The following is a 19,672-nucleotide window of genomic DNA, read 5'->3' as shown; positions in this document are numbered from 1 at the left end:
TATTTTGTGCGATTTTACGACTTTATTTTATTGGGTTAATTATTCTCCTCTTTGGCGCGCGGTAAAGTGAAATAGCAAAGTTTATGACTTGTTATTAAAGGAGCCAAAATGGCAGAAACTTTTAACGTCGTGGTAGAGATTCCACGCGGTTCTAAGAATAAGTATGAAGTGGATCACGAAACAGGTCGTGTGTTCTTGGATCGTACCCTTTTCACAGCTATGGGTTATCCAGATGATTACGGTTATATTGATGGCACTTTGGGTGAAGATGGCGATCCACTCGACGCTCTTGTTATGATTCCAAATTCTGTGTTCCCAGGATGCGTTGTTGAGTGCCGCGCTGTTGGCTTGTATCACATGGTTGATGAAGCTGGCGGAGACGATAAGGTTTTGTGCGTTCCAGCAGATGTTCGTTTCGACGACATCAAGGATATTGATGATGTGAACGAGTACCACAAGGCTGAAATCAAGCACTTCTTTGAGCAGTACAAGGCTTTGGAGCCAGGCAAGGAAGTTCTTCCTGGTGACTTCTGGGCTGGTGTAGAGCAGGCTGAGAAGGAAATCGTCGCAGCTCGCAAGCGCTTGGAAGAAAGCGAAAAGTAAAATATTAAACTATAAGATTCTGTAAGTAATAAATTAAGTAATATTACGTTGCGAGAATTTTATTAAAGTAAAAATAAAGTGGCAAGAAAATCCGTAAGATACATAAAGTGCATACGGAATTCTTGCCACTTTTTATTTCAAAAATTAAGCAACTAAAAGCATTCCTAAACCAACTGCGTATATAACCAATCCGCACATCATAATCGGTACAAGTGCTATGCCAATAGAAGGTAGCGGAATATTTGAATCATGGTCAATTCCTTTCGACCACAAGTGCGATAGTGCAGAAAGTACGATTACTGCTAGTGCTCCAGAAGAGGCAACGAAAATCCCGTAATTAAAATTACGTAATGATGCAGTAAATTTGATAATAGAAGGCAAAAACATCCACCCTGCGGCTGCAGCGCAAGATACGCAAGCAGTTAATGTGTGTGAAAGATTTCGTACTAAATTTGTTCTTTTTTCACGAAGCATTTGTCTAAAGAAACTAACAAAAGTCGCTACAACTAGTATTAAAGCAAACGACACAGCCCAGCGCTCGTATGGTCGCATTGCTGCAACGAACTTGTGCATGCAAACAGTTTCATTATCTATAACGCTACTTGGAAGTAATCCTTTTAATGAGAGCGTAACGCACCAAAGAGAAACGCAACCAGAGGCTGCCGATATTGCCCTATCAATAATGCTACTTTTAAACGGCCAAAATATTACAAGAAGCGCAATCATAATCGCACAAAGAACAATAATCACCTTGTGTGTTGAAGTATTTAGCAAGGCTGCTGTAACAAGAAGCACAACTGTAATCAGTTGCGTTGCAACAATTAATGCAGGATTGTAACTAGATTTACGTTCTGTCTCGTTGTTGTTTCCTACAACGTTGGCATGCGTTGGCATTTCTGTATGCTCGTTGTTGTTGCTGATCATTCATTCTCCTGTCTGTATTGACAGTCTTATTGGGCTTCTTTATGCCTTACTTATAACTAATGTAGTCCTCAGCGTCCACTTTGTGATTATTTGGTTAATTAAAAAATTATTTACAGCTTAGTAATAGTATTTAATTTTGTAAAAAATATTGTTTTAAGACATTTAGTTGTCGATTCTTCTTAAGCATGGACTACAATGCCCTTAACGGCTGAATTTGTCGCTTAATATCAATCGTTCAACCGGCTGGAGGCGTCATATGACCGATATCACGTTGATGACCTCGTGCGCATCGCCTGCGCTAGTGTTACCATCGTTGACATTGCTTTCTCATCGTGTGCGCGTACTACCTATGGATGCTTCGAGTTTAGTGAAACTTCCGGAGCAGACAGTACTTCTTATAGACGCACGCGAAGATTTGGCCTTAGCGAAATCATTATGTGGACTAGTTAGAGCTTCTGGATTACAAGCTTCTGTAATACTTGTTCTTACGGAAGGTGGATTTACTGTAGTAAATTCTACGTGGGGAGTATCTGACGTTGTACTTTCTAGTGCATCTCCAGCAGAAGTTGAAGGAAGGTTGCGTTTAGCTGCTCAACACGGTCGTTTCGATGATTCGCATGCACCTTCTAAAGGAATTATTTCTGAAGATATAAACGTTCTTGACGATGGAAAAATTTGTTCTGGAGATTTAGTAGTAGATACTCGCGGATACACAGTAAGTTTGCACGGGCATCCTATAGATTTAGCTTACAAAGAATTTGAGTTGCTGAAATATTTTATTCAGCATCCTCGGCAAGTTTTCACTCGTGCACATTTACTTCAAGAAGTGTGGGGCTACGATTATTACGGCGGTACTCGTACTGTTGATGTTCATATTCGTCGTTTGCGCGCAAAATTAGGTGTCGAATATGAGCAGATTATTGGCACTGTAAGAAATGTTGGCTACCGTTTCGATCCTCCAGAATCAGCTGAAGATATTTCAAAAGATGCTGACTCGGAAGATAATTCGAAAGAAAATAGTCAAAGTGTTAATTCTGACGATGATTGCGTATGAGTAAAAGTGAGTTTCGTAAAGAATCTCGTAATGATTCTTATGAAGAATCTCATGAAGACAAAATTAAGCGCATGCACGCACAGTATGAACTTTTATGCGAAGAAATACCAAATCCAAAGTGTGCACTTAACTTTAGTAATCCTTTTGAGCTTTTAGTTGCAACTGTACTGAGCGCACAAACTACAGATAAACGAGTAAATAGCGTAACGCCGGAACTTTTTGCTACTTTTCCGGGAGCATATGCACTTGCTAATGCTCCTATTAGCAGAGTGGAAAATATTATACGTCCACTCGGATTCTATAAAGTAAAAGCTCAGCACTTAGTTACTTTATCAGCGCAAATAGTTGAGAAATTTAACGGGAATGTTCCTTCCGATATGAAAAATCTCATTTCTCTTTCTGGAGTCGGTAGAAAAACGGCCAACGTTGTTCTAGGAAACGCTTTTCACATTCCTGGATTTCCTGTAGACACTCACGTTATTAGAGTAACTGGCAGACTACGTTGGCGGTCTAACTGGAATGATGATAAATCAAAAGTAAGTCCTGAATTAATTGAGCGTGAAATAACTTCGTGTTTTGATAAAAAAGATTGGACTGATTTATCGCATAGGCTTATCTTGCATGGGCGTAACATTTGTAAAGCTGTAAATCCTAAATGTGATTCATGTCCTCTACGTTTTACGTGTCCGTATGTGAATATGTAGCATAATATGCTTTCTAAGTTTATTAGACTATTGCTCAATTAGTGTGTTGTTTGCAATTCATCTCTTGATATACACTGTAAGATATGTCAAGAATGAACAGAGATGCGTATAGTGGCTATGCACGTCATCGTAATAGGGGATTAGCGCCGTGGATTTTGTTCGTTATTGTTTCTGCGGTAATGATAGTAGCTTTGTGGTTTGGGTGGCAAATATATAAGGGGCGTTCTCCTCTTGCAATTCTTACTAAGCCTTCTGGTAATTCGGTTGTAACTGTTGGTTTGCGCACAGCTCCTAAATCTCTTGATATACGACAAGATGATAGTGATGCTTTGCAGCAAGCGTTACTGGGAAACGTTTATGAGACTTTGGTAAAGCGAGATGATAACAACAATTTACAGCCTGGTTTAGCTAATTCTTGGGAAATTTCATCTGATGGGTTGAACTATAAGTTTAGTTTACAAAAAGGAGTCACTTTTAGTAACGGTGACAAGATGACATCAAGTTCTGTGTTGCGTTCTTTGCAGCAGGGAATTACGAAAAATTATCCAGGTTATGCAAAGCTTGAAAATATTAAAACTGTTACGAATCCTGATATGTACACAGTTACCATTGCTTTGCGAGCTCCAGATCCTCTACTTTTGAGGCGTTTAGCTGGTCGTGCTGGAATCGTGTACGACGTAGACGCAAGAGTTGATTATGCTAACAGTGCGTTAGGAACTGGTCCTTTTACTGTTAATAATTACGACGCTGGTAAGAGTATAGAGCTTTCTAGAAATAACAATTATTGGTCTGATCCTGCTAAATGTTCAGGAATTACTTTGCAATACTATCCTTCTGATTCAGCGCTTGCTGAAGCTATGGAACGTAATGAAGTGCAGATGGCTGTTCCTAAAGAAGGTACTGAAAATGGTCGTTTAGCTAAGATAGCTAATACTAATATGGTTGAAGGCCAATCTACTCGCGTTGTTTTTATAGCTTTTAATAGCAATACTGTTGATTCTATTTTTGAAGATCAGTGGGCTAGAAAAGCAGTTCGATCTTCTTTAGACGCTAAGATTGCTATTGCTGATGACGGTAACGGCGGCGTGCAATTAGGCGGACCTATTGATCCACTATCTCCAGGTTATGAAGATTTAAATAATATATTTCCTTACAGTGCTGAGCAGGCGCGCGCAAAGTTCCGTTACTTTGGTGGAAGATACCTTAAAACACTTGATTTCCTAGTTCCTAAAGGTTACGAGAAGCTAGGTAAACAGTATTCTGATCAGATTATTGCATTTAGTGGCGCGAAAATTAACCTAGAAGTACTGGATGAAGATACTATTGCTCAAAGAATTAAAGAAAATAAGTATCATTTGGCGCTTACAACATTTACTCATACTTTAGATGAGGGCAGTTTTGCTGAGAATGGTTCTGCCTTCTTGTTCCAGAATGCTGCTGCTCAACAATATTGGGCTAATGCTGCAAGAGCAAAGAATGCTGATGAGTACAGGATTAATGCTAGCAAATATGCAAGGGCTCTTAGTGAAAATGCTGGAGCTCACTGGCTTTACGCGCGTAAAAGCATTATGGCTGTGAAGTCTAATATCAGCGGTTACACAAAGAACATGACTGATCAGTTGCTTCCATTACATGACTTAACTGTTAAGTAGAAAGCATAAGATTTGCGTTGTCGCGCTGAGTTTCTAATATTCAGTTCATGAGCGAACAGGATAATAACACAGTAAAATGCGCACATTTAACGCCTCTTCCAAACAAAGTTGGCGTTGATGGTCTTGAAGACAAGTGGCGTAGCAATTGGGACGAAGCTAAGACTTACGCATTCCATAATTCTCGCGACCGTAAGGCCGTATATTCTATCGATACTCCACCTCCAACCGTTAGTGGTCATTTGCATGTTGGTCACGTATTCTCTTATACGCATACTGATGTGATTGCGCGATATAAGCGCATGAAAGGCTTTGACGTGTTCTACCCAATGGGTTGGGACGATAACGGCTTGCCAACAGAGCGTCGCGTACAAAACTATTACGGAGTTAGAGTAGATACTTCGTTGAAGTATGACCCTGATTTTAAGCCGCCTTTTGAAGGCACTGAAGGCAAGAAGATTGAAGCTAAAGATCAGGTTCCTGTAAGCAGACAGAACTTTATTGAGCTTTGTGAGCGCTTGACTTCCCAAGATGAGAAGCTTTTTGAAGCATTGTGGCGCAGACTCGGTCTTTCTGTAGACTGGTCGCAAACTTATCACACTATTGGCGAGCAGCCTCGTCGAGTTGCGCAAAAAGCATTCCTTCGTAATCTTGCTCGCGGAGAAGCTTATCAGAAAGACGCTCCTGGCTTGTGGGATGTGACTTTCCAAACTGCAGTTGCACAAGCTGAGCTTGAATCGCGCGAATATCCTGGTTTCTACCATAAGATTGCGTTCCGTTTCGAAGATGGTACGCCAATTTATATTGAAACCACGCGACCAGAATTACTTGCTGCTTGCACATCTTTGATTGCAAATCCAGATGATGAGCGTTACAAGAAGTACTTTGGCCAGGAAGTTTACTCACCGCTGTTTAAGGTGAAGGTTCCGATTTTGGCTCATTCTGCTGCTCAAATGGACAAGGGTGCTGGCATTGCAATGTGCTGCACTTTTGGTGACGTAACAGACGTTGAGTGGTGGCGTGACTTGAATTTGCCAACTCGACCAATCATTCAGCGTAACGGTCGCATTGTAATGACGACTCCTGATTGGATTACTGATGAGTCCGGTCGCGAAATGTTCGAGAAAATTGCTGGCAAAACCACGTTCTCTGCTCGTAAGGAAGTTGTTGAAGCTTTGCAAGCAGCTGGAGACATGGAAGGCGATCCAAAGCCAACAAAGCGTATGACGAATTTCTACGAAAAGGGCGATAAGCCTTTGGAAATCGTCACTTCTCGCCAGTGGTACTTAAAGAACGGCGGTACGGACGAAAAGCTGAACGCTGAGCTTATTGAGCGTGGTAAGGAACTTAATTTCCACCCAGACTTTATGCGCGTGCGCTATGAGAATTGGGTTCATGGCTTGAATGGCGACTGGCTTATTTCTCGTCAGCGCTTCTTTGGTGTTCCATTCCCACTTTGGTATCCAGTAAACGAAAATGGGGAAGTGGATTACGAGCATCCTTTGACGCCTAGCGAAGATCGTTTGCCAATCGATCCAACTATTGACGTTCCAGAAGGATTCGATGAGTCTCAGCGAGACCAGCCAAACGGCTTTACAGCTGAGCAAGATATTATGGACACTTGGGCTACATCTTCCTTAACTCCACAAATCGTGACTCGTTGGGAAGAGCCAGGTGAGGAAAATCAGGCTTTGTTTAAGGCTACTTTCCCAATGGATTTGCGTCCACAAGGCCAGGATATTATTCGTACTTGGCTGTTTAGTACGGTTGACCGCGCGCATCTTGAAAACGGCTGCTTGCCTTGGAAGCATGCTGCGCTTTCTGGCTGGATTCTTGATCCTGACCATAAGAAGATGTCTAAATCTAAGGGCAACGTGGTTGTGCCAAATAAGCCAATCGAAGAGTTTGGTGCGGATGCTGTGCGCTACTGGGCGACTTCTGCAAAACTTGGCTTGGATGCAACTTACGACGAAGGCCAGATGAAGATTGGCCGCCGCCTTGCGATTAAGCTTTTGAACGCTACGAAGTTTGCGCTCGCAATTGGTCGAGAAGACGAGGAGCATCAGGTTCTTGAGTCTGCTACCGCGGACTGGGATTTTGCAGACGTTACGGAAGTTTTGGATCGCTCTGTTATGGCAAAGCTCGCATCCGTTATTCGTACCGCAACTGATGCGCTTGAATCTTACGAGCATTCCAAGGCTTTGGAAGCAATCGAAACCTTCTTCTGGGAATTCTGCGACGATTACATTGAGCTTGCAAAGAATCGTGCTTATGGTACTGCAGAATCCACTGGACGCACTCCAAGCGAAACTGCTGTAAAGTCTGCTCGCACAACTCTTGGTCTTGCACTCGATGCTTTGGCTCGCTTGCTTGCTCCTTACTTGCCTTACGCTACTGAAGAAGTGTGGAGCTGGATGCATGACGGAGAAGGTTCCGTGCATCGCGCTAGCTGGCCATGCGCTAAGGCGTATGAGGCTGCTGCAAACGGTGTTTCTGCAGATACTTTGGCTTATGCAGGTGAAGCTTTGGCTACTTTGCGAAAGATTAAGTCTGAAGCAAAAGTTTCTATGAAGACTCCTATTTTGCAAGTGACTTTGAACGTAGCAGAAAACGCTTACAAAGCTGTTGAGGAGACTTTGGATGATGTTGCTGAAGCTGGACGTGTTACTGGAGAAGTAAAGCTTAACGCTGTTAAGGCGGCAGTTGCTGAGGATTCTTCTGATTCTGAATCTGCGGAGTCTGATGCTGCTAACGTGAACGTTTCAGTTGCTCAAAGCGAACTCGGCGAAGCTCCTGCAAAAAAGAAGTAGTTGCCGGTAATCGCAAGTAGTCGAAAATAATTAATCGCAAAACAAAAGCGCTGGAAGTCAATCTTCGACTCCAGCGCTTTTTGTGTATTGTAAATACTAAGCATCGCGCGGTAACGCTAGACTGTAAACCATGAATCCAGAAAGCTTAAGTGAATTAATTGAAAAAATTGCTAAAGATTTAGTAGCAAGCGGTAAAGCTGGAAATCTAACAGAAGATTTGATTCCTGCTGCCGAAAAACTTGCAGTTATGCGACCAAAAGATCGCGCACACGGCGATTGGGCCACGAATGTTGCCATGCAGCTCGCTAAAAAAGCTGGTATGAAGCCTCACGATTTAGCTGAACTTTTTGCCGAGCGTTTGCAAGAAGCAGAAGGTATTGCGTCTGTAGAAGTTGCAGGCCCTGGCTTTATTAACATAACGCTTGATTCTGCTTCTGCGGCGGCTGTCGTAGACGAGGTCTTAAAGCAGGGTGCTAATTTTGGCAAGAATACGCACTTAAGCGGCAAAACTTTGAATCTTGAGTTTGTTTCCGCAAACCCAACTGGTCCAATCCACATTGGCGGTACTCGCTGGGCTGCAGTTGGTGATTCTATGGCTAGAGTCTTGGAAGCGAACGGCGCAAAAGTTGTACGCGAATACTATTTCAACGATCACGGTGAGCAAATCAACCGTTTCGCAAAGTCTTTAGTTGCTGCAGCTCACGGCGAAGAAACGCCTGCAGACGGCTACAAAGGCGCGTATATTAACGAAATTGCGGACGCTGTTATAAAAGAAGCAAATGCGGATGGTGTTGACGTTCTTTCTTTGCCACGAATTGATCTTGGAAAAGACGAGGAAGGATTGCCGCTTGGTGAAGGCGATTCCGAGCAGCGCGAAGAGTTCCGCAAGCGTGCAGTGCCAATGATGTTTGCTGAAATTCGTAAATCAATGCGCGATTTTCGCGTTAGTTTCGACGTGTGGTTCCATGAAAACAGCCTGTACGAGGATGGCGAAGTTGAGCGCGCTATTGCAGACTTGCGTTCTCGCGGAGACATTTTCGAAAAAGATGGTGCAACTTGGTTTGAATCCACTAAGCATGGCGACGATAAGGATCGCGTAATTATTAAGTCTGACGGCAATTACGCTTACTTTGCTGCAGATATTGCATACTATCGTAACAAGCGTCATCGCGAACAGAATCCTGCAGATGTAGCAATCTACATGCTCGGCGCGGATCATCACGGATATATTGGCCGAATGATGGCAATGTGCGCGGCTTTTGGAGACAATCCTGGCGAAAACATGCAGATTCTTATTGGTCAGCTTGTAAACGTTATGAAGGACGGCAAACCGGTGCGCATGAGCAAGCGCGCAGGAAACGTTATTACTATCGACGATTTAGTTGATGCAATTGGCGTTGATGCTTCACGCTACTCGCTTGCTCGCACAGACTACAACACAAGCGTTGACATTGATTTGGATTTGCTCGCTTCTCATAGCAACGATAATCCTGTGTATTACGTGCAATACGCTCACGCCCGCAGCTGCAATGTGGCTCGCAATGCTGCAGACGCTGGAATTACACAAGATGGCGCTGATTTAAGCTTGCTTAATACCGAGGCTGACGGCGAAGTGTTGGCTGCTTTGGCTCAATGGCCTGCGGCTCTTGCTCAAGCTGGTGATTTGCGCGCTCCTCATAGGGTTGCGCATTATCTTGAGGATTTGGCAGCAAGTTACCACAAGTGGTACAACCTTGAGCGAGTTGTGCCAATGGAGTTAACTGACCCAGAAAATCGTATGACAGAAGCCGAACGTGAGGCAACGCGCATTGCAAAGTGCCCAGAGCCTGCGCGCGCTGCAGCTCGCTTAAAGCTTAACGAAGCTGTGCGTACAGTAATTGCATCTGGACTTGATTTGCTTGGAGTTTCCGCTCCGGAAAAGATGTAACTTTTTGCTATTATTGAGCATTTAAGATTTGTTTAGGACGCTAGCTTTTATGTTAGCGTCCTTTTATTTTTTGAAATTAACCCAAATTATTTCTTATTATTTTTTATTATTTTTGATTATTCTCTGACATTTTTATGAGAAGACACGCGCGAAATTGCAAATTTTTGTCGATTAAGTACATGTGATTTATTAATATACCCCCTAATATTATTTTCGCTTTAAATCCACAATATAAAGTCAGAGATTTAGCTGAATAGTATGTAAATACAAATTTATCCTTATAGGAGGTGTAAGCATGAGCGTCACAACACAAAGTGTCAGCACAGACAGTGCCCCGAAAAAAAGGAACCTGACAATTATTGAGTCCGCGTACGTGGCGGTCATGTTGTTTGGTATGTTCTTTGGCGCTGGAAACCTGATTTTCCCTGTGTTTCTTGGTGCTAATGCAGGAACTAATTCTGCGCCTGCAGCGTTAGGTTTTATTGTTACTGGCGTTGGTTTGCCATTGCTTGGCGTTACAGCACTCGCAATGAGTCGCGCAAATGGCCTTTTTGAGCTTTCTAGCAAGCCGAGCAAAAAATACGGCATGTTTTTCACATGTGTGCTGTATTTAACAATTGGCCCATTCTTTGCAATTCCTCGCTGCGCAACAACTTCATACACTGTTGGCTTAGAGCGCGTTGTTCCACAAGACGGAAACGGTCAGCTTTACTTATTCTTGTTCTCAGTAGTGTTCTTTGCACTTGCGTTCTTCTTTGCTATGAAACCAAGCGGCATATTGACTTGGGTTGGTAAAGTTCTTACGCCAATCTTCCTTGTGTTCCTAGCGATTTTAGTATTTACAGCACTATTTTCTCCTGTAAGCGGCGCTTCTGCGGATGCTGCTCCTATAGGAAATTACGTTAATAAGTCATTCTTTACAGGATTCTTAGATGGCTACAACACAATGGATGCTTTAGCTAGCTTGGCATTTGGAATTGTGGTTGTTAGCACCATTCGTCAGTTTGGTGTGAAAGATCCTAAAGATGTGGCAGTGAATACTGCTCGTTCTGGTTTCTTTAGTTGCTTGCTTATGGCGTTGATTTACGTCGCAATTGTTATTGTTGGTGTGCGTAGCCGTGCAATGTTCCCACCTGCGAAAAATGGTGGCGTAACTTTGGCGCAAGTTGCACGCTACCATCTTGGAAACGTTGGCTTGTTTGTGCTTGCTGCAACTGTAACGCTTGCCTGCTTAAAGACTGCGGTTGGCTTAATCGTAAGCTGCTCGGAAACCTTCTCTAAGTTATTCCCTAAGGGTCCTAGCTATCGCGTTTGGTCTGTGTTGATTACGCTTGTTTCGTTTGGTCTTGCAAACTTTGGTTTGAGCGCAATCATCGAATACGCGGTTCCAGTATTGATGTTCTTGTATCCACTGTCAATCGTTCTGATTCTTTTGGCTTTGTGCGGTCGACTTTTTGACAATTCCAAAGTTGTATATGCTTGGACGCTTGGTTTTACTGGTGTTGCAGCGGTATATGACTTTTTGAATAGTTTGCCAACAGCTTTGCGCGACGCATTGCATATGAACGATATGTTGATAGTTGCTCAAAACTGGCTGCCGTTCTCAGAATTTGGTATGGCTTGGGTTTGCCCTGCTGTTGTTGGATTTGTTGTTGGATATGTTCGCATGGTTCTATTTGACAACAAGGATATGAAAGAGATGGTTGAAAATACTGTTGCTCCTACTGCTGAGGGGAGTGTTCTAACTGAAGTAGAAAATGAGTAAATTTATTTATCTGATATAAAATTATAAAACTCGCTATCTTCTTTAGAATTATTACAATATTTTCATAGCAATAGCGCGGATATTTTATTTACTAATTATTTAGTAAGTAAACGTATCCGCGCTTTATTATTTGTGCATAAAATTTAACGTTAGAAGTTGCCGCCGTTCCAACCCCAGTCAGTTGTTGCAGTGTAACGAATATAAGTACGGTCTTGAGGCACGCCAAGCTCGCGCTCTAAAGCTGCCATAATCTGCTCTGTCAACTTTTCCCAAGCTGACCCTGGTACGCTGGATCCAAACACATTCACTTCAACGTAAGCTGCAGGCTTAGTATTGTCTCCCGCAAAATAAATTGGCATATTGTCCTCGAATGGGCACATAAGCCAGCGTTCGCTTTTTCCTGGAACTGCGCTAATCGCCTTGCCGTAAGCAGCTTTTAAAGCTTCGCGCTGCTCTGGCGTAGTGCTTACAGAAACATGAGTATGAATAACTGGCATAATCGCTCCTTTGCTAAGTTCAGTAAGTTTTATTACTACACAATTATATGTTATTTGTTAGCAGTCGCGTGTTTAATGGAGATTATGAAGAAACTTATTGAGCAGGTTGTTAAATTCGGAATCGTAGGCATTATTGCGCTTATTATTGATGTTGCGTTACTAAATTTATTAATGCTTGCGCACTTAAATAACGTGATCGCTGGTACTATTTCTTTTGTAATTTCACTAATCTTTAACTATATTGCCAGCATGAAATATGTTTTTAAGCATCGCGAAGATATGGCAAAGTGGATGGAACTTCTGATTTTTGTTATTTCTGCAGTCATAGGTTTGCTTATTAACGATTTAATTATTTGGGCTAGTACGCTTGGGTTAGCTGAAAGCTTACGTGGATCTGCAATCTACGTGCTGCGCACAAATATAGGAAAGCTTATAGCAACTGTTGTTGTTGCTGTATGGAATTTTATTATACGAAAGTGGTTGCTTGACGATACTAAGTCTCAGAAACCTGGGTATGTGGCCGAAGAAGATACGAGTTTTGCTCATCGCTTAGGAATGTGGTCGCTTAAACATACAAAAAATTGCAAGTAAGTTGAATTTTATAAGCAGAAAGTAGAGCGCAATGCCAGCTACAACAATTCATTTTGTGCGACATGGTGAAGTAGATAATCCTAAGCACGTGTTGTATGAGCGTCTTCCGGGATTTCATCTCTCGGCTCGCGGAGTGAGGATGGCACAGGCTACTGCAAAATATATAGCTACAGTTCCACAAATGCGCGGAATAACGGAAATATACTCTTCTCCACTAGAGAGAACCCGTGAAACAGCGCGTGAAATAGAAAATGCGTTGCGGAATATTCCAGATTCTGCTTACGTAAAAGCTCACTGTGATGAAGATTCTACTCAATCTAAAGAGAGCGACATCATTTTAGATAGACGTTTAATTGAAGCTGGAAATAATTTCCGCGGAAAACGAATAGGTTACGGTGAAGGCGCTCTGTGGAAAAACAATAATTGGAAGCTCGTTGCGAATTTGTGGAAGCCAAGTTGGGGAGAAAGCTACAAAAGTATTGCTACTCGCGTAAGTGATTTTGCTCGTGAACAAGTTCGTAAGCATCCAGGAGAACAGATTATTGCTGTAACTCATGAATCTCCAATATGGTCTTATCGCCATTTGCTTGAAACTGGCCACGCTGAGCATAATATGCTACTTCGTCACACTGCACTAGCGTCAATCACTTCTATTACTTACGATTGTGATACTTTGCGCGTGCTTTCTGTAACATATGTTGATCCCGCTGCGAATGTGAAATAAATAGTTGAGTGTGCAAAGGAGCGTTGAAATGATGAATACTGATGAAGTAACTAAAGATACTGAAAGTATTTCATCTTTAAATGAGGCTGCTGAAGCTGCAATAAAATTAACTGCATTGTGGCCTCTTACAGAAGTGCGTCATCTCGATAACGATGCGAAATATGCTGAAAATCTTGAAGTACGCTCAATGCGAGCGATTGCTCGTATGCTTACTGGCCTAGATGTTACAGTGCCGGATGCTGAATTTGTTTACGAAGGTGCGGATGAAATTCCAGGGAGACCTCAAGAAATAGTGGACGCTCTTCTTGCAGCTGCTGATGCTTATGACAATATGGATTCATGCTATGAGCCTCATTATGATGATGCGGAAGAAGAAATTTTAGAATCTAATAATCGCAATATAGATTCTATTTTTAAGAAACTTACAGCTCACATTTCTGAAGATATTGACGCAATTAACAATGCTGCAAATACGCTGGGAGTTAAGGGAAACTGGGGTAGTGAGAATTTACAAACTGCAGTAAATTGCGCAAAACAAGAGTCTTATCTGTATAAATCAGAAACTATAGAAGTGCAAAAAATCACTGCAATATTAAGTATTCTAAGTAATCTTATTTTGCAAACTAACGATATTCGCGAAACTTTACCGATTTTTCTTTATATTAACGAGGTGTGTGAGTGTGCTAGCGTTCCGCGAATGATGTTTAAAGATTCTCAGTGGCGTGAGCTTGTTGATTGTGTGCGCAATTCTAGCGATAACTGCAATTGTGATAACTGCAATTGTGATATAAGTACGTTGGTTAATTTTATCTCGCCTCTGCTTATTTCAGAGTGGGAAAAGCATCGTGAAGATGTGCTGTGGGATCCTGAAGTTGCGAAGAAGCTCGCTAAGGAAGAGGATGATAGAAAGTCTCGCGAAGCTCTTGCGGCGAAGTTTGCGCATGTTGAAGGCAATAAAGAATCTACTCAATCTTTAGATTAAAAGCTTTTGATTTTATAAACGTGGATTCACGTCCGTAACGCGCGGCACAATGGAACCTATGACTGATATCGAGGAAACTCAAGAAGTTGCTAATAATGCAACAAAATCCACAAAGCCTGAACTTCCAAAGAATGTTCGCGTGCGCTTTTGCCCTTCCCCAACTGGTACACCTCACGTAGGTATGGTTCGTACCGCGCTATTTAACTGGGCTGAAGCTCGCCATACTCACGGCAAATTGCTGTTCCGCATTGAAGATACTGATAATGAGCGCGATAGCGAGGAAAGCTATCAGCAGATTATTGAGGCTCTTCGTTGGCTCAATATTGATTGGGATGAGGGCATTGATGTTGGTGGAGATAACGGCCCATATCGCCAGTCACAGCGTATGGAAATTTATAAAGACGTAGCGCAAAAGCTTTTTGAAGCAGGATACGCTTACGAATCCTTCTCTACTCCTGAAGAAATTAAAGAGCGTAATGTTGCTGCAGGTCGTCCAGCTGAGTTTGGCTACGATGGTTACGATCGCAACCTTACTGAGGAACAGAAGCAAGCTTTCCGCAACGAAGGTCGTAAGCCTGCACTTCGTTTGAAGATGCCGAATGAAGACATTACTTTTAACGATTTAATTCGTGGCGAAATCACTTTTAAAGCTGGATCTGTTCCTGATTATGTGATTGTGCGTCCGAATGGCGATCCGCTTTATACTCTTACGAACCCTGTTGACGACGCGTTAATGGATGTGAATGTGGTTTTGCGCGGTGAGGATATTTTGAGCTCCACGCCTCGTCAGATTGTGCTTTACCGTTATCTTATGGAAATGGGTATTGCTAAGGAAACTCCGCTTTACGGACACATGCCTTACGTTATGGGCGAAGGTAAGAAGAAGCTTTCTAAGAGAGACCCTGAATCTAACTTGTTCTTGCATAGGGATAACGGTTTTATTCCAGAAGGCTTGCTGAATTACTTGGCTTTGCTCGGCTGGTCTATCGCTCCTGATCGTGACGTGTTCACTATGGACGAGATGATTGAAAAGTTCGATGTTCGCGATGTTAAAGCAAATCCTGCACACTTCGACTTGGATAAAGCAATTTCTATTAACGCTGAGCATATTCGTATGCTCGATCCGCAAGATTTCTTGAATCGTTCTGTGCCTTACTTGCATAAGGATGGCGTAGTAAGTGCGGATTCTTGGGATGCGTTAACTGACCGAGAACGTGAAGTGCTCACCGCTGCTGCACCTCTTGTACAGCCTCGTGTACGCTTGCTTGGCGAAGTTGCTGGCATGGTTGGTAGCCTTCTTAGCGAAGACGGCTATATTGAGCCAGATGACGACGCTCGTAAACAGTTGAAGGAATCTGCAGGCGAAGTTCTTGATGCTGCGCTCGCTGCTTTGAAGGGTGTTGATACCGCCGATTGGCATACTGATTCCCTGCATGAGCTTTTGAACAAGAAACTTGTTGAGGAAGCTGGTTACAAGCCGCGCTTGGCATTTGGCCCTGTGCGAGTTGCACTTTCTGGCCGTCGCGTTTCTCCGCCACTGTTTGAGTCCATGGAAATCGTGGGCAAAGATGTGACTTTGGCGCGTTTGGCTGGATTGCGTGAGCATTTGTAAATCGCAAATAGCTTTTAAATCTTAAGTAGATTTTGTATAAAGCGGGGATGTAGTTAAATGCTATATTTCCGCTTTTTATTTGTTTTCTGCTACTTTTAATATATTTTCGACACGCCGCGGTTGCGTGTTGAGCTGTTATGTTGTAAAGTCGTCATTTGTTGCGTCAAGAGGCGTAGCTGATAAATGAAAGCCCCCGTCGTCTAGCGGTCTAGGACTACGCCCTCTCACGGCGCCAACACCGGTTCAAATCCGGTCGGGGGTACAAAGACGGAACGGTTCCAAGAGCCGCGAAGCCTGCCAATTGGGGTATGGTGTAATTGGCAACACAGGTGATTCTGGTTCATCCATTCTTGGTTCGAGTCCAGGTACCCCAGCGAATAGCTCTCGTAGAACGAGGGCTTTTTTGTTATTTGTGTTATTTTGGCATATAGTCCGTTATGCTACTTACCCGACTTTTGGAATTAAATCTGATTAGAAATCAATAATTAGGATTAGAAATCAAAAACCCCGGTTCAAGACCGGGGTTAGAGAGAAGAGAAGAAGAGAAGTTTAATTATCTAAACCAAACTATCTTTTGCGATAGTTTCTTTCGTTGATGTCTCTATTTTAAACATATGATTCTTAAGGTAAGTATGTTGTTTCCTGTGAGTTTTCTGTAAATTTCAAATATTTTTACTGTTTTTGAAGCTTTGTACAATTTTTCTCAAAATGCTTATGAGTTTTGCGGTTACATACTAAGTGCATGTGCCGTATGCTTGAAGTATGACAGATTCTGCACAGTCTGAAGTTGATAATGCAACTTCCACACTACCTTCGTCAATTTCAGCACGTTTAGGGAGATTACAATTTCACCTTTCTGGAAAGTTTCGTGTGCTGCAGTGTGCAGACGTACAGGATGTAGCGCATATTTCTAAAGACACAATCAGCCTTATAAGCGCGGCCTGTGATGCAGTGCGCCCAGATATAGTGATTTTTACAGGTAATCAAATTGCTGGTTACGAAAAAGATTTTTCACGCACTTTCCGCCGTCGTAACGTTCAAAAAGAAAACGGCAGCAGTGAAATTACGTATTCTATAAATTCTAAAGACAAAGAGAATCTTATTTCGCAGGTTAAATCTCATATTTCGCGCATGGTAGAGCCTCTAGAAAAACGTAATATTCCATGGGTTGTCACTTATGGTAATCATGATTTTCAGTGTGGTCTTAGCAATGCTGAACTTGATAGCTTGTATCAAGAATTTTCTTGTTGTATGAACAAAAGTACAGTTCATAAAGAAAGTTTCGGTACTGTACAATGCGTTAATTCTATTCTGCCAAAACAGTTAGCTGTTCCGTGCGAACCAGGTACTTTTGCATTGCCTGTTATGGATGTGCAGCAGGAACGTAACGTTTTTTCGCTAGTTTTAGTTGATTCTGGAGATTACGCGATTGAAGGTGGGTATGGTTCTCCGTCTAAAAAAGCGCTTAATTTCCTTGAGAAATTACCAACTTTAGTTAATTCACCTCTGTGCGTTTTTCAGCATTTTCCACTTCCTCAGTATTACGATCTTATGCGCGAGGTTCCGAAAGAGTTTGCGGCTCAAGAACATGCGATTGAAGGGTATCGTAAGTTTAGTGAGCATTATTATGCTTTGGATGAGTCTAAAGTTTTGCCAGATGGATACCTTGGGGAAGGTATTAGCTGTCCAGATGAAGACAGTGGTGAGTTTGATATTCTTTCAAATTCTGAAACATTCGCTGTTATAGCAGGACACGATCACAGGAACGCTTTTGCTGGAAAAGTAAGTAAAGATGGTATTCTGTTTGTCGCTACTGCCACATGCGGTTTTGGATCTTATGGTCCGGAACCTGCAAAAAGAGGGGTACGACTTCTCGAATTTGATATCCGTCACCCATTTGAGCCTCGTACGCAAATGCTTGAATTTGGCGATTTAGTGGGAAAATCTTCTTCTAAAAAACCTTATACTTATGGTCTTACTGCAGAATCTGAGCATGAGCTTCCTGAGGTCGATTTATTGCGTAAGCCTTCACTTTTGGCTCGCATCGTCCATCATTGGCGTAATAAATCTTCACGTTATTAAAACTATGTTCTAATTGAGGGTTACAAGCATTTTGGCAACTCTTACAGTATGATAGTGATAGTTTGTGAAGTGTGAACGAAAGAGGTAAGTGTGTCCGCACAGAATACGTCTGAGCATAATAGCAACACTGGTATCAATGATGAGGATGTGTTGCATGTAGAAGGCGGAAAGCCGCTAAATGGCACTATTAAAGTGCGAGGAGCTAAGAATTTTGTGAGTAAAGCGATGGTTGCTGCTCTTCTTGCTCCTGGTAAGTCCGTACTAAATAATGTTCCTGAAATTCGTGATGTACACGTGGTTTCTGACTTATTGCGTTTGCATGGGGTTGGCGTTGAAGTAAATGGAGCTGAAGGCGTTGTTACTATTGACGCTAGTAGAGTGCAGCTAGCTGATGTTGCGGACGTTGATACGCTTTCTGGATCTTCAAGAATACCTATTCTTTTCTCGGGTCCTCTTCTCCACAGGCTGGGTGAAGCTTTTATTCCTGCGCTTGGAGGATGTAATATTGGTGGCCGTCCAATCGATTTTCATCTTGAAACTCTTCGAAAACTTGGAGCAAATGTAGATAAAGATCATGAAGATGGTATTCATATTACTGCTCCTAATGGTTTGCATGGTACTAAGATTCATTTACCTTATCCGTCTGTTGGTGCTACTGAGCAGACGCTACTTGCTGCAGTTTTAGCAGAAGGTCGTACGGAACTTTCAGGTGCTGCTATTGAACCTGAGATTATGGATTTGGTTGCTGTTTTGCAAAAAATGGGAGCTATTATCTCGGTTGATGTTGATAGGACCTTCAGAATTGAGGGTGTTAAAGAGCTTCAAGGATACACTCATACTGCTTTAACAGATAGGATAGAAGCGGCATCTTGGGCTTCTGCAGCTTTAGCTACTCACGGTGACGTGTTTATTAAGGGTGCTACACAGCCTGAAATGATGACTTTTTTGAATGTGTTCCGCAAAGTTGGTGGAAAGTTCGACGTTACGGATAAAGGAATACGTTTCTGGCATCCAGGTGGAGATTTACATCCTGTTGCTATTGAAACAGATGTTCATCCTGGGTTTATGACAGATTGGCAGCAGCCGCTTGTTGTTGCTCTAACTCAGGCTAAAGGTTTGAGTATTGTGCACGAAACTGTTTACGAGAACCGTTTCGGTTTTACTAAGCCTCTTGTGCAGATGGGCGCTATGGTTCAGTTGTATCGTGAGTGCTTAGGTTCTCTTCCATGCCGTTTTCAGCAGCGCAATTATAAACATTCTGCTGTTATTTTTGGGCCGACTCCGCTTACTGGACAAGATATTGACGTACCAGATTTGCGAGGTGGTTTTAGCCATTTGATTGCTGCTTTAACAGCTAAAGGTCCTTCTAATGTTCACGGTATTTCATTAATCGATCGCGGTTATGCAGATTTTCGTGGAAAACTTCTGGCTTTGGGAGCTGATATAGATTAGTTTTATTTTTAATAATTTTTCTATAGTTTTCTACTAGAGTTTTTCTACTAGAGTTTTTAAGGCGCTGGGACTTTACGTTTCAGCGCCTTTTTTATTAAATTTAACTTATTAACATACTAAAATCCTTATTTTTCTAGGGTTTGTTAAGCCTGTATCCACAATGTTGAAAAAATCTTTTTTTAAAATTTTTTATTGTGTAAAGTGGTCGCAACTATTAGTTTTACGTAAGTTTTGCTAATCAAAAACGTTTAAAAACTTTTAGTTAACTTAAGTATTTTAAAAATAATTGTGCTTAA

Annotated in this window: 15 protein-coding genes and 2 tRNA genes; 15 read left to right on the top strand and 2 right to left on the bottom strand. The window is 42.2% G+C overall.

Translation table 11 applies throughout. The features are described from left to right. Window positions 1–108 precede the first annotated feature (108 nt). A complete protein-coding gene (locus ACPFYS_RS03100) occupies window positions 109–603 on the top strand; it encodes an inorganic diphosphatase (protein WP_004105658.1) in 495 nt (164 codons plus the stop codon). Between the two features lie 144 nt (window positions 604–747). Here the strand turns inward: ACPFYS_RS03100 and ACPFYS_RS03095 are convergent, their stop codons facing one another. After that, on the bottom strand, window positions 748–1,527 hold the full coding sequence (locus ACPFYS_RS03095; protein ID WP_427875866.1) for a beta-carotene 15,15'-monooxygenase: 780 nt from the start codon (window positions 1,525–1,527) through the stop codon (window positions 748–750). A gap of 256 nt (window positions 1,528–1,783) precedes the next feature. On the opposite strand from ACPFYS_RS03095, the gene ACPFYS_RS03090 reads away from it, so the two are divergent. The 6 genes from ACPFYS_RS03090 to brnQ all read left to right on the top strand — a co-directional run bounded on the left by ACPFYS_RS03090 (window position 1,784) and on the right by brnQ (window position 11,436). Further along, window positions 1,784–2,581, top strand: coding sequence for a winged helix-turn-helix domain-containing protein (locus tag ACPFYS_RS03090; protein WP_427875865.1), 798 nt, complete (start codon window positions 1,784–1,786; stop codon window positions 2,579–2,581). After that, the gene (gene nth, locus ACPFYS_RS03085) at window positions 2,578–3,285 is read left to right on the top strand and encodes an endonuclease III (RefSeq protein ID WP_427875864.1); all 708 of its coding nucleotides are present in this window, start codon (window positions 2,578–2,580) and stop codon (window positions 3,283–3,285) included. Before ACPFYS_RS03090 ends, nth begins: the two co-directional genes overlap by 4 nt. 83 nt (window positions 3,286–3,368) lie before the next feature. After that, window positions 3,369–4,937, top strand: coding sequence for an ABC transporter substrate-binding protein (locus ACPFYS_RS03080; protein WP_427875863.1), 1,569 nt, complete (start codon window positions 3,369–3,371; stop codon window positions 4,935–4,937). Window positions 4,938–4,984: 47 nt separating this feature from the next. Further along, window positions 4,985–7,744, top strand: a complete 2,760-nt coding sequence (gene valS / locus ACPFYS_RS03075) for a valine--tRNA ligase (RefSeq protein ID WP_427875862.1) — start codon at window positions 4,985–4,987, stop codon at window positions 7,742–7,744. A 130-nt stretch (window positions 7,745–7,874) separates the two neighbouring features. Further along, window positions 7,875–9,671, top strand: coding sequence for an arginine--tRNA ligase (gene argS / locus ACPFYS_RS03070; protein WP_427875861.1), 1,797 nt, complete (start codon window positions 7,875–7,877; stop codon window positions 9,669–9,671). Between the two features lie 295 nt (window positions 9,672–9,966). Next, window positions 9,967–11,436, top strand: coding sequence for a branched-chain amino acid transport system II carrier protein (brnQ, locus tag ACPFYS_RS03065; RefSeq protein ID WP_427875860.1), 1,470 nt, complete (start codon window positions 9,967–9,969; stop codon window positions 11,434–11,436). Between the two features lie 149 nt (window positions 11,437–11,585). On the opposite strand, the gene ACPFYS_RS03060 is transcribed toward brnQ, so the two are convergent. Next, window positions 11,586–11,933 (bottom strand): phenylpyruvate tautomerase MIF-related protein, encoded by a 348-nt coding sequence (locus ACPFYS_RS03060; protein ID WP_427875859.1) that lies wholly within the window; start codon window positions 11,931–11,933, stop codon window positions 11,586–11,588. 84 nt (window positions 11,934–12,017) lie between these two features. On the opposite strand from ACPFYS_RS03060, the gene ACPFYS_RS03055 reads away from it, so the two are divergent. The 8 genes from ACPFYS_RS03055 (at window position 12,018) to murA (ending at window position 19,376) form a co-directional block, all read left to right on the top strand. Further along, window positions 12,018–12,524, top strand: a complete 507-nt coding sequence (locus tag ACPFYS_RS03055; RefSeq protein ID WP_427875858.1) for a GtrA family protein — start codon at window positions 12,018–12,020, stop codon at window positions 12,522–12,524. A gap of 31 nt (window positions 12,525–12,555) precedes the next feature. Next, complete coding sequence (locus tag ACPFYS_RS03050) at window positions 12,556–13,248, top strand: histidine phosphatase family protein (protein ID WP_427875857.1); 693 nt, start codon at window positions 12,556–12,558, stop codon at window positions 13,246–13,248. A gap of 28 nt (window positions 13,249–13,276) precedes the next feature. Beyond that, window positions 13,277–14,230, top strand: coding sequence for a hypothetical protein (locus ACPFYS_RS03045; RefSeq protein WP_427875856.1), 954 nt, complete (start codon window positions 13,277–13,279; stop codon window positions 14,228–14,230). Window positions 14,231–14,279: 49 nt separating this feature from the next. Continuing rightward, window positions 14,280–15,842 (top strand): glutamate--tRNA ligase, encoded by a 1,563-nt coding sequence (gene gltX / locus ACPFYS_RS03040; RefSeq protein ID WP_427875855.1) that lies wholly within the window; start codon window positions 14,280–14,282, stop codon window positions 15,840–15,842. A gap of 189 nt (window positions 15,843–16,031) precedes the next feature. After that, window positions 16,032–16,104: transfer RNA gene (locus ACPFYS_RS03035), tRNA-Glu, on the top strand. 40 nt (window positions 16,105–16,144) lie between these two features. Next, a tRNA-Gln gene (locus tag ACPFYS_RS03030) sits at window positions 16,145–16,216 on the top strand. Window positions 16,217–16,604: 388 nt separating this feature from the next. Continuing rightward, a complete protein-coding gene (locus ACPFYS_RS03025) occupies window positions 16,605–17,924 on the top strand; it encodes a metallophosphoesterase (RefSeq protein ID WP_427875854.1) in 1,320 nt (439 codons plus the stop codon). A gap of 90 nt (window positions 17,925–18,014) precedes the next feature. After that, on the top strand, window positions 18,015–19,376 hold the full coding sequence (gene murA, locus ACPFYS_RS03020) for a UDP-N-acetylglucosamine 1-carboxyvinyltransferase (protein WP_427875853.1): 1,362 nt from the start codon (window positions 18,015–18,017) through the stop codon (window positions 19,374–19,376). The last annotated feature ends 296 nt before the right edge of the window (window positions 19,377–19,672 follow it).

The sequence above is a fragment of the Gardnerella sp. 2492 genome (genome assembly GCF_050320365.1).
GTDB lineage: Bacteria > Actinomycetota > Actinomycetes > Actinomycetales > Bifidobacteriaceae > Bifidobacterium.
The sequence above is the reverse complement of the archived record's forward strand: the minus strand, read 5'-3'. Positions and strand labels throughout refer to the sequence as shown.

Coding starts and splice junctions, on each gene's coding strand:
- ACPFYS_RS03100 (WP_004105658.1), top strand. CDS start 109: ATGGCAGAAACTTTTAACGTCGTGGTAGAGATTCCACGCGGTTCTAAG.
- ACPFYS_RS03095 (WP_427875866.1), bottom strand. CDS start 1,527: ATGATCAGCAACAACAACGAGCATACAGAAATGCCAACGCATGCCAAC.
- ACPFYS_RS03090 (WP_427875865.1), top strand. CDS start 1,784: ATGACCGATATCACGTTGATGACCTCGTGCGCATCGCCTGCGCTAGTG.
- nth (WP_427875864.1), top strand. CDS start 2,578: ATGAGTAAAAGTGAGTTTCGTAAAGAATCTCGTAATGATTCTTATGAA.
- ACPFYS_RS03080 (WP_427875863.1), top strand. CDS start 3,369: ATGTCAAGAATGAACAGAGATGCGTATAGTGGCTATGCACGTCATCGT.
- valS (WP_427875862.1), top strand. CDS start 4,985: ATGAGCGAACAGGATAATAACACAGTAAAATGCGCACATTTAACGCCT.
- argS (WP_427875861.1), top strand. CDS start 7,875: ATGAATCCAGAAAGCTTAAGTGAATTAATTGAAAAAATTGCTAAAGAT.
- brnQ (WP_427875860.1), top strand. CDS start 9,967: ATGAGCGTCACAACACAAAGTGTCAGCACAGACAGTGCCCCGAAAAAA.
- ACPFYS_RS03060 (WP_427875859.1), bottom strand. CDS start 11,933: ATGCCAGTTATTCATACTCATGTTTCTGTAAGCACTACGCCAGAGCAG.
- ACPFYS_RS03055 (WP_427875858.1), top strand. CDS start 12,018: ATGAAGAAACTTATTGAGCAGGTTGTTAAATTCGGAATCGTAGGCATT.
- ACPFYS_RS03050 (WP_427875857.1), top strand. CDS start 12,556: ATGCCAGCTACAACAATTCATTTTGTGCGACATGGTGAAGTAGATAAT.
- ACPFYS_RS03045 (WP_427875856.1), top strand. CDS start 13,277: ATGATGAATACTGATGAAGTAACTAAAGATACTGAAAGTATTTCATCT.
- gltX (WP_427875855.1), top strand. CDS start 14,280: ATGGAACCTATGACTGATATCGAGGAAACTCAAGAAGTTGCTAATAAT.
- ACPFYS_RS03025 (WP_427875854.1), top strand. CDS start 16,605: ATGACAGATTCTGCACAGTCTGAAGTTGATAATGCAACTTCCACACTA.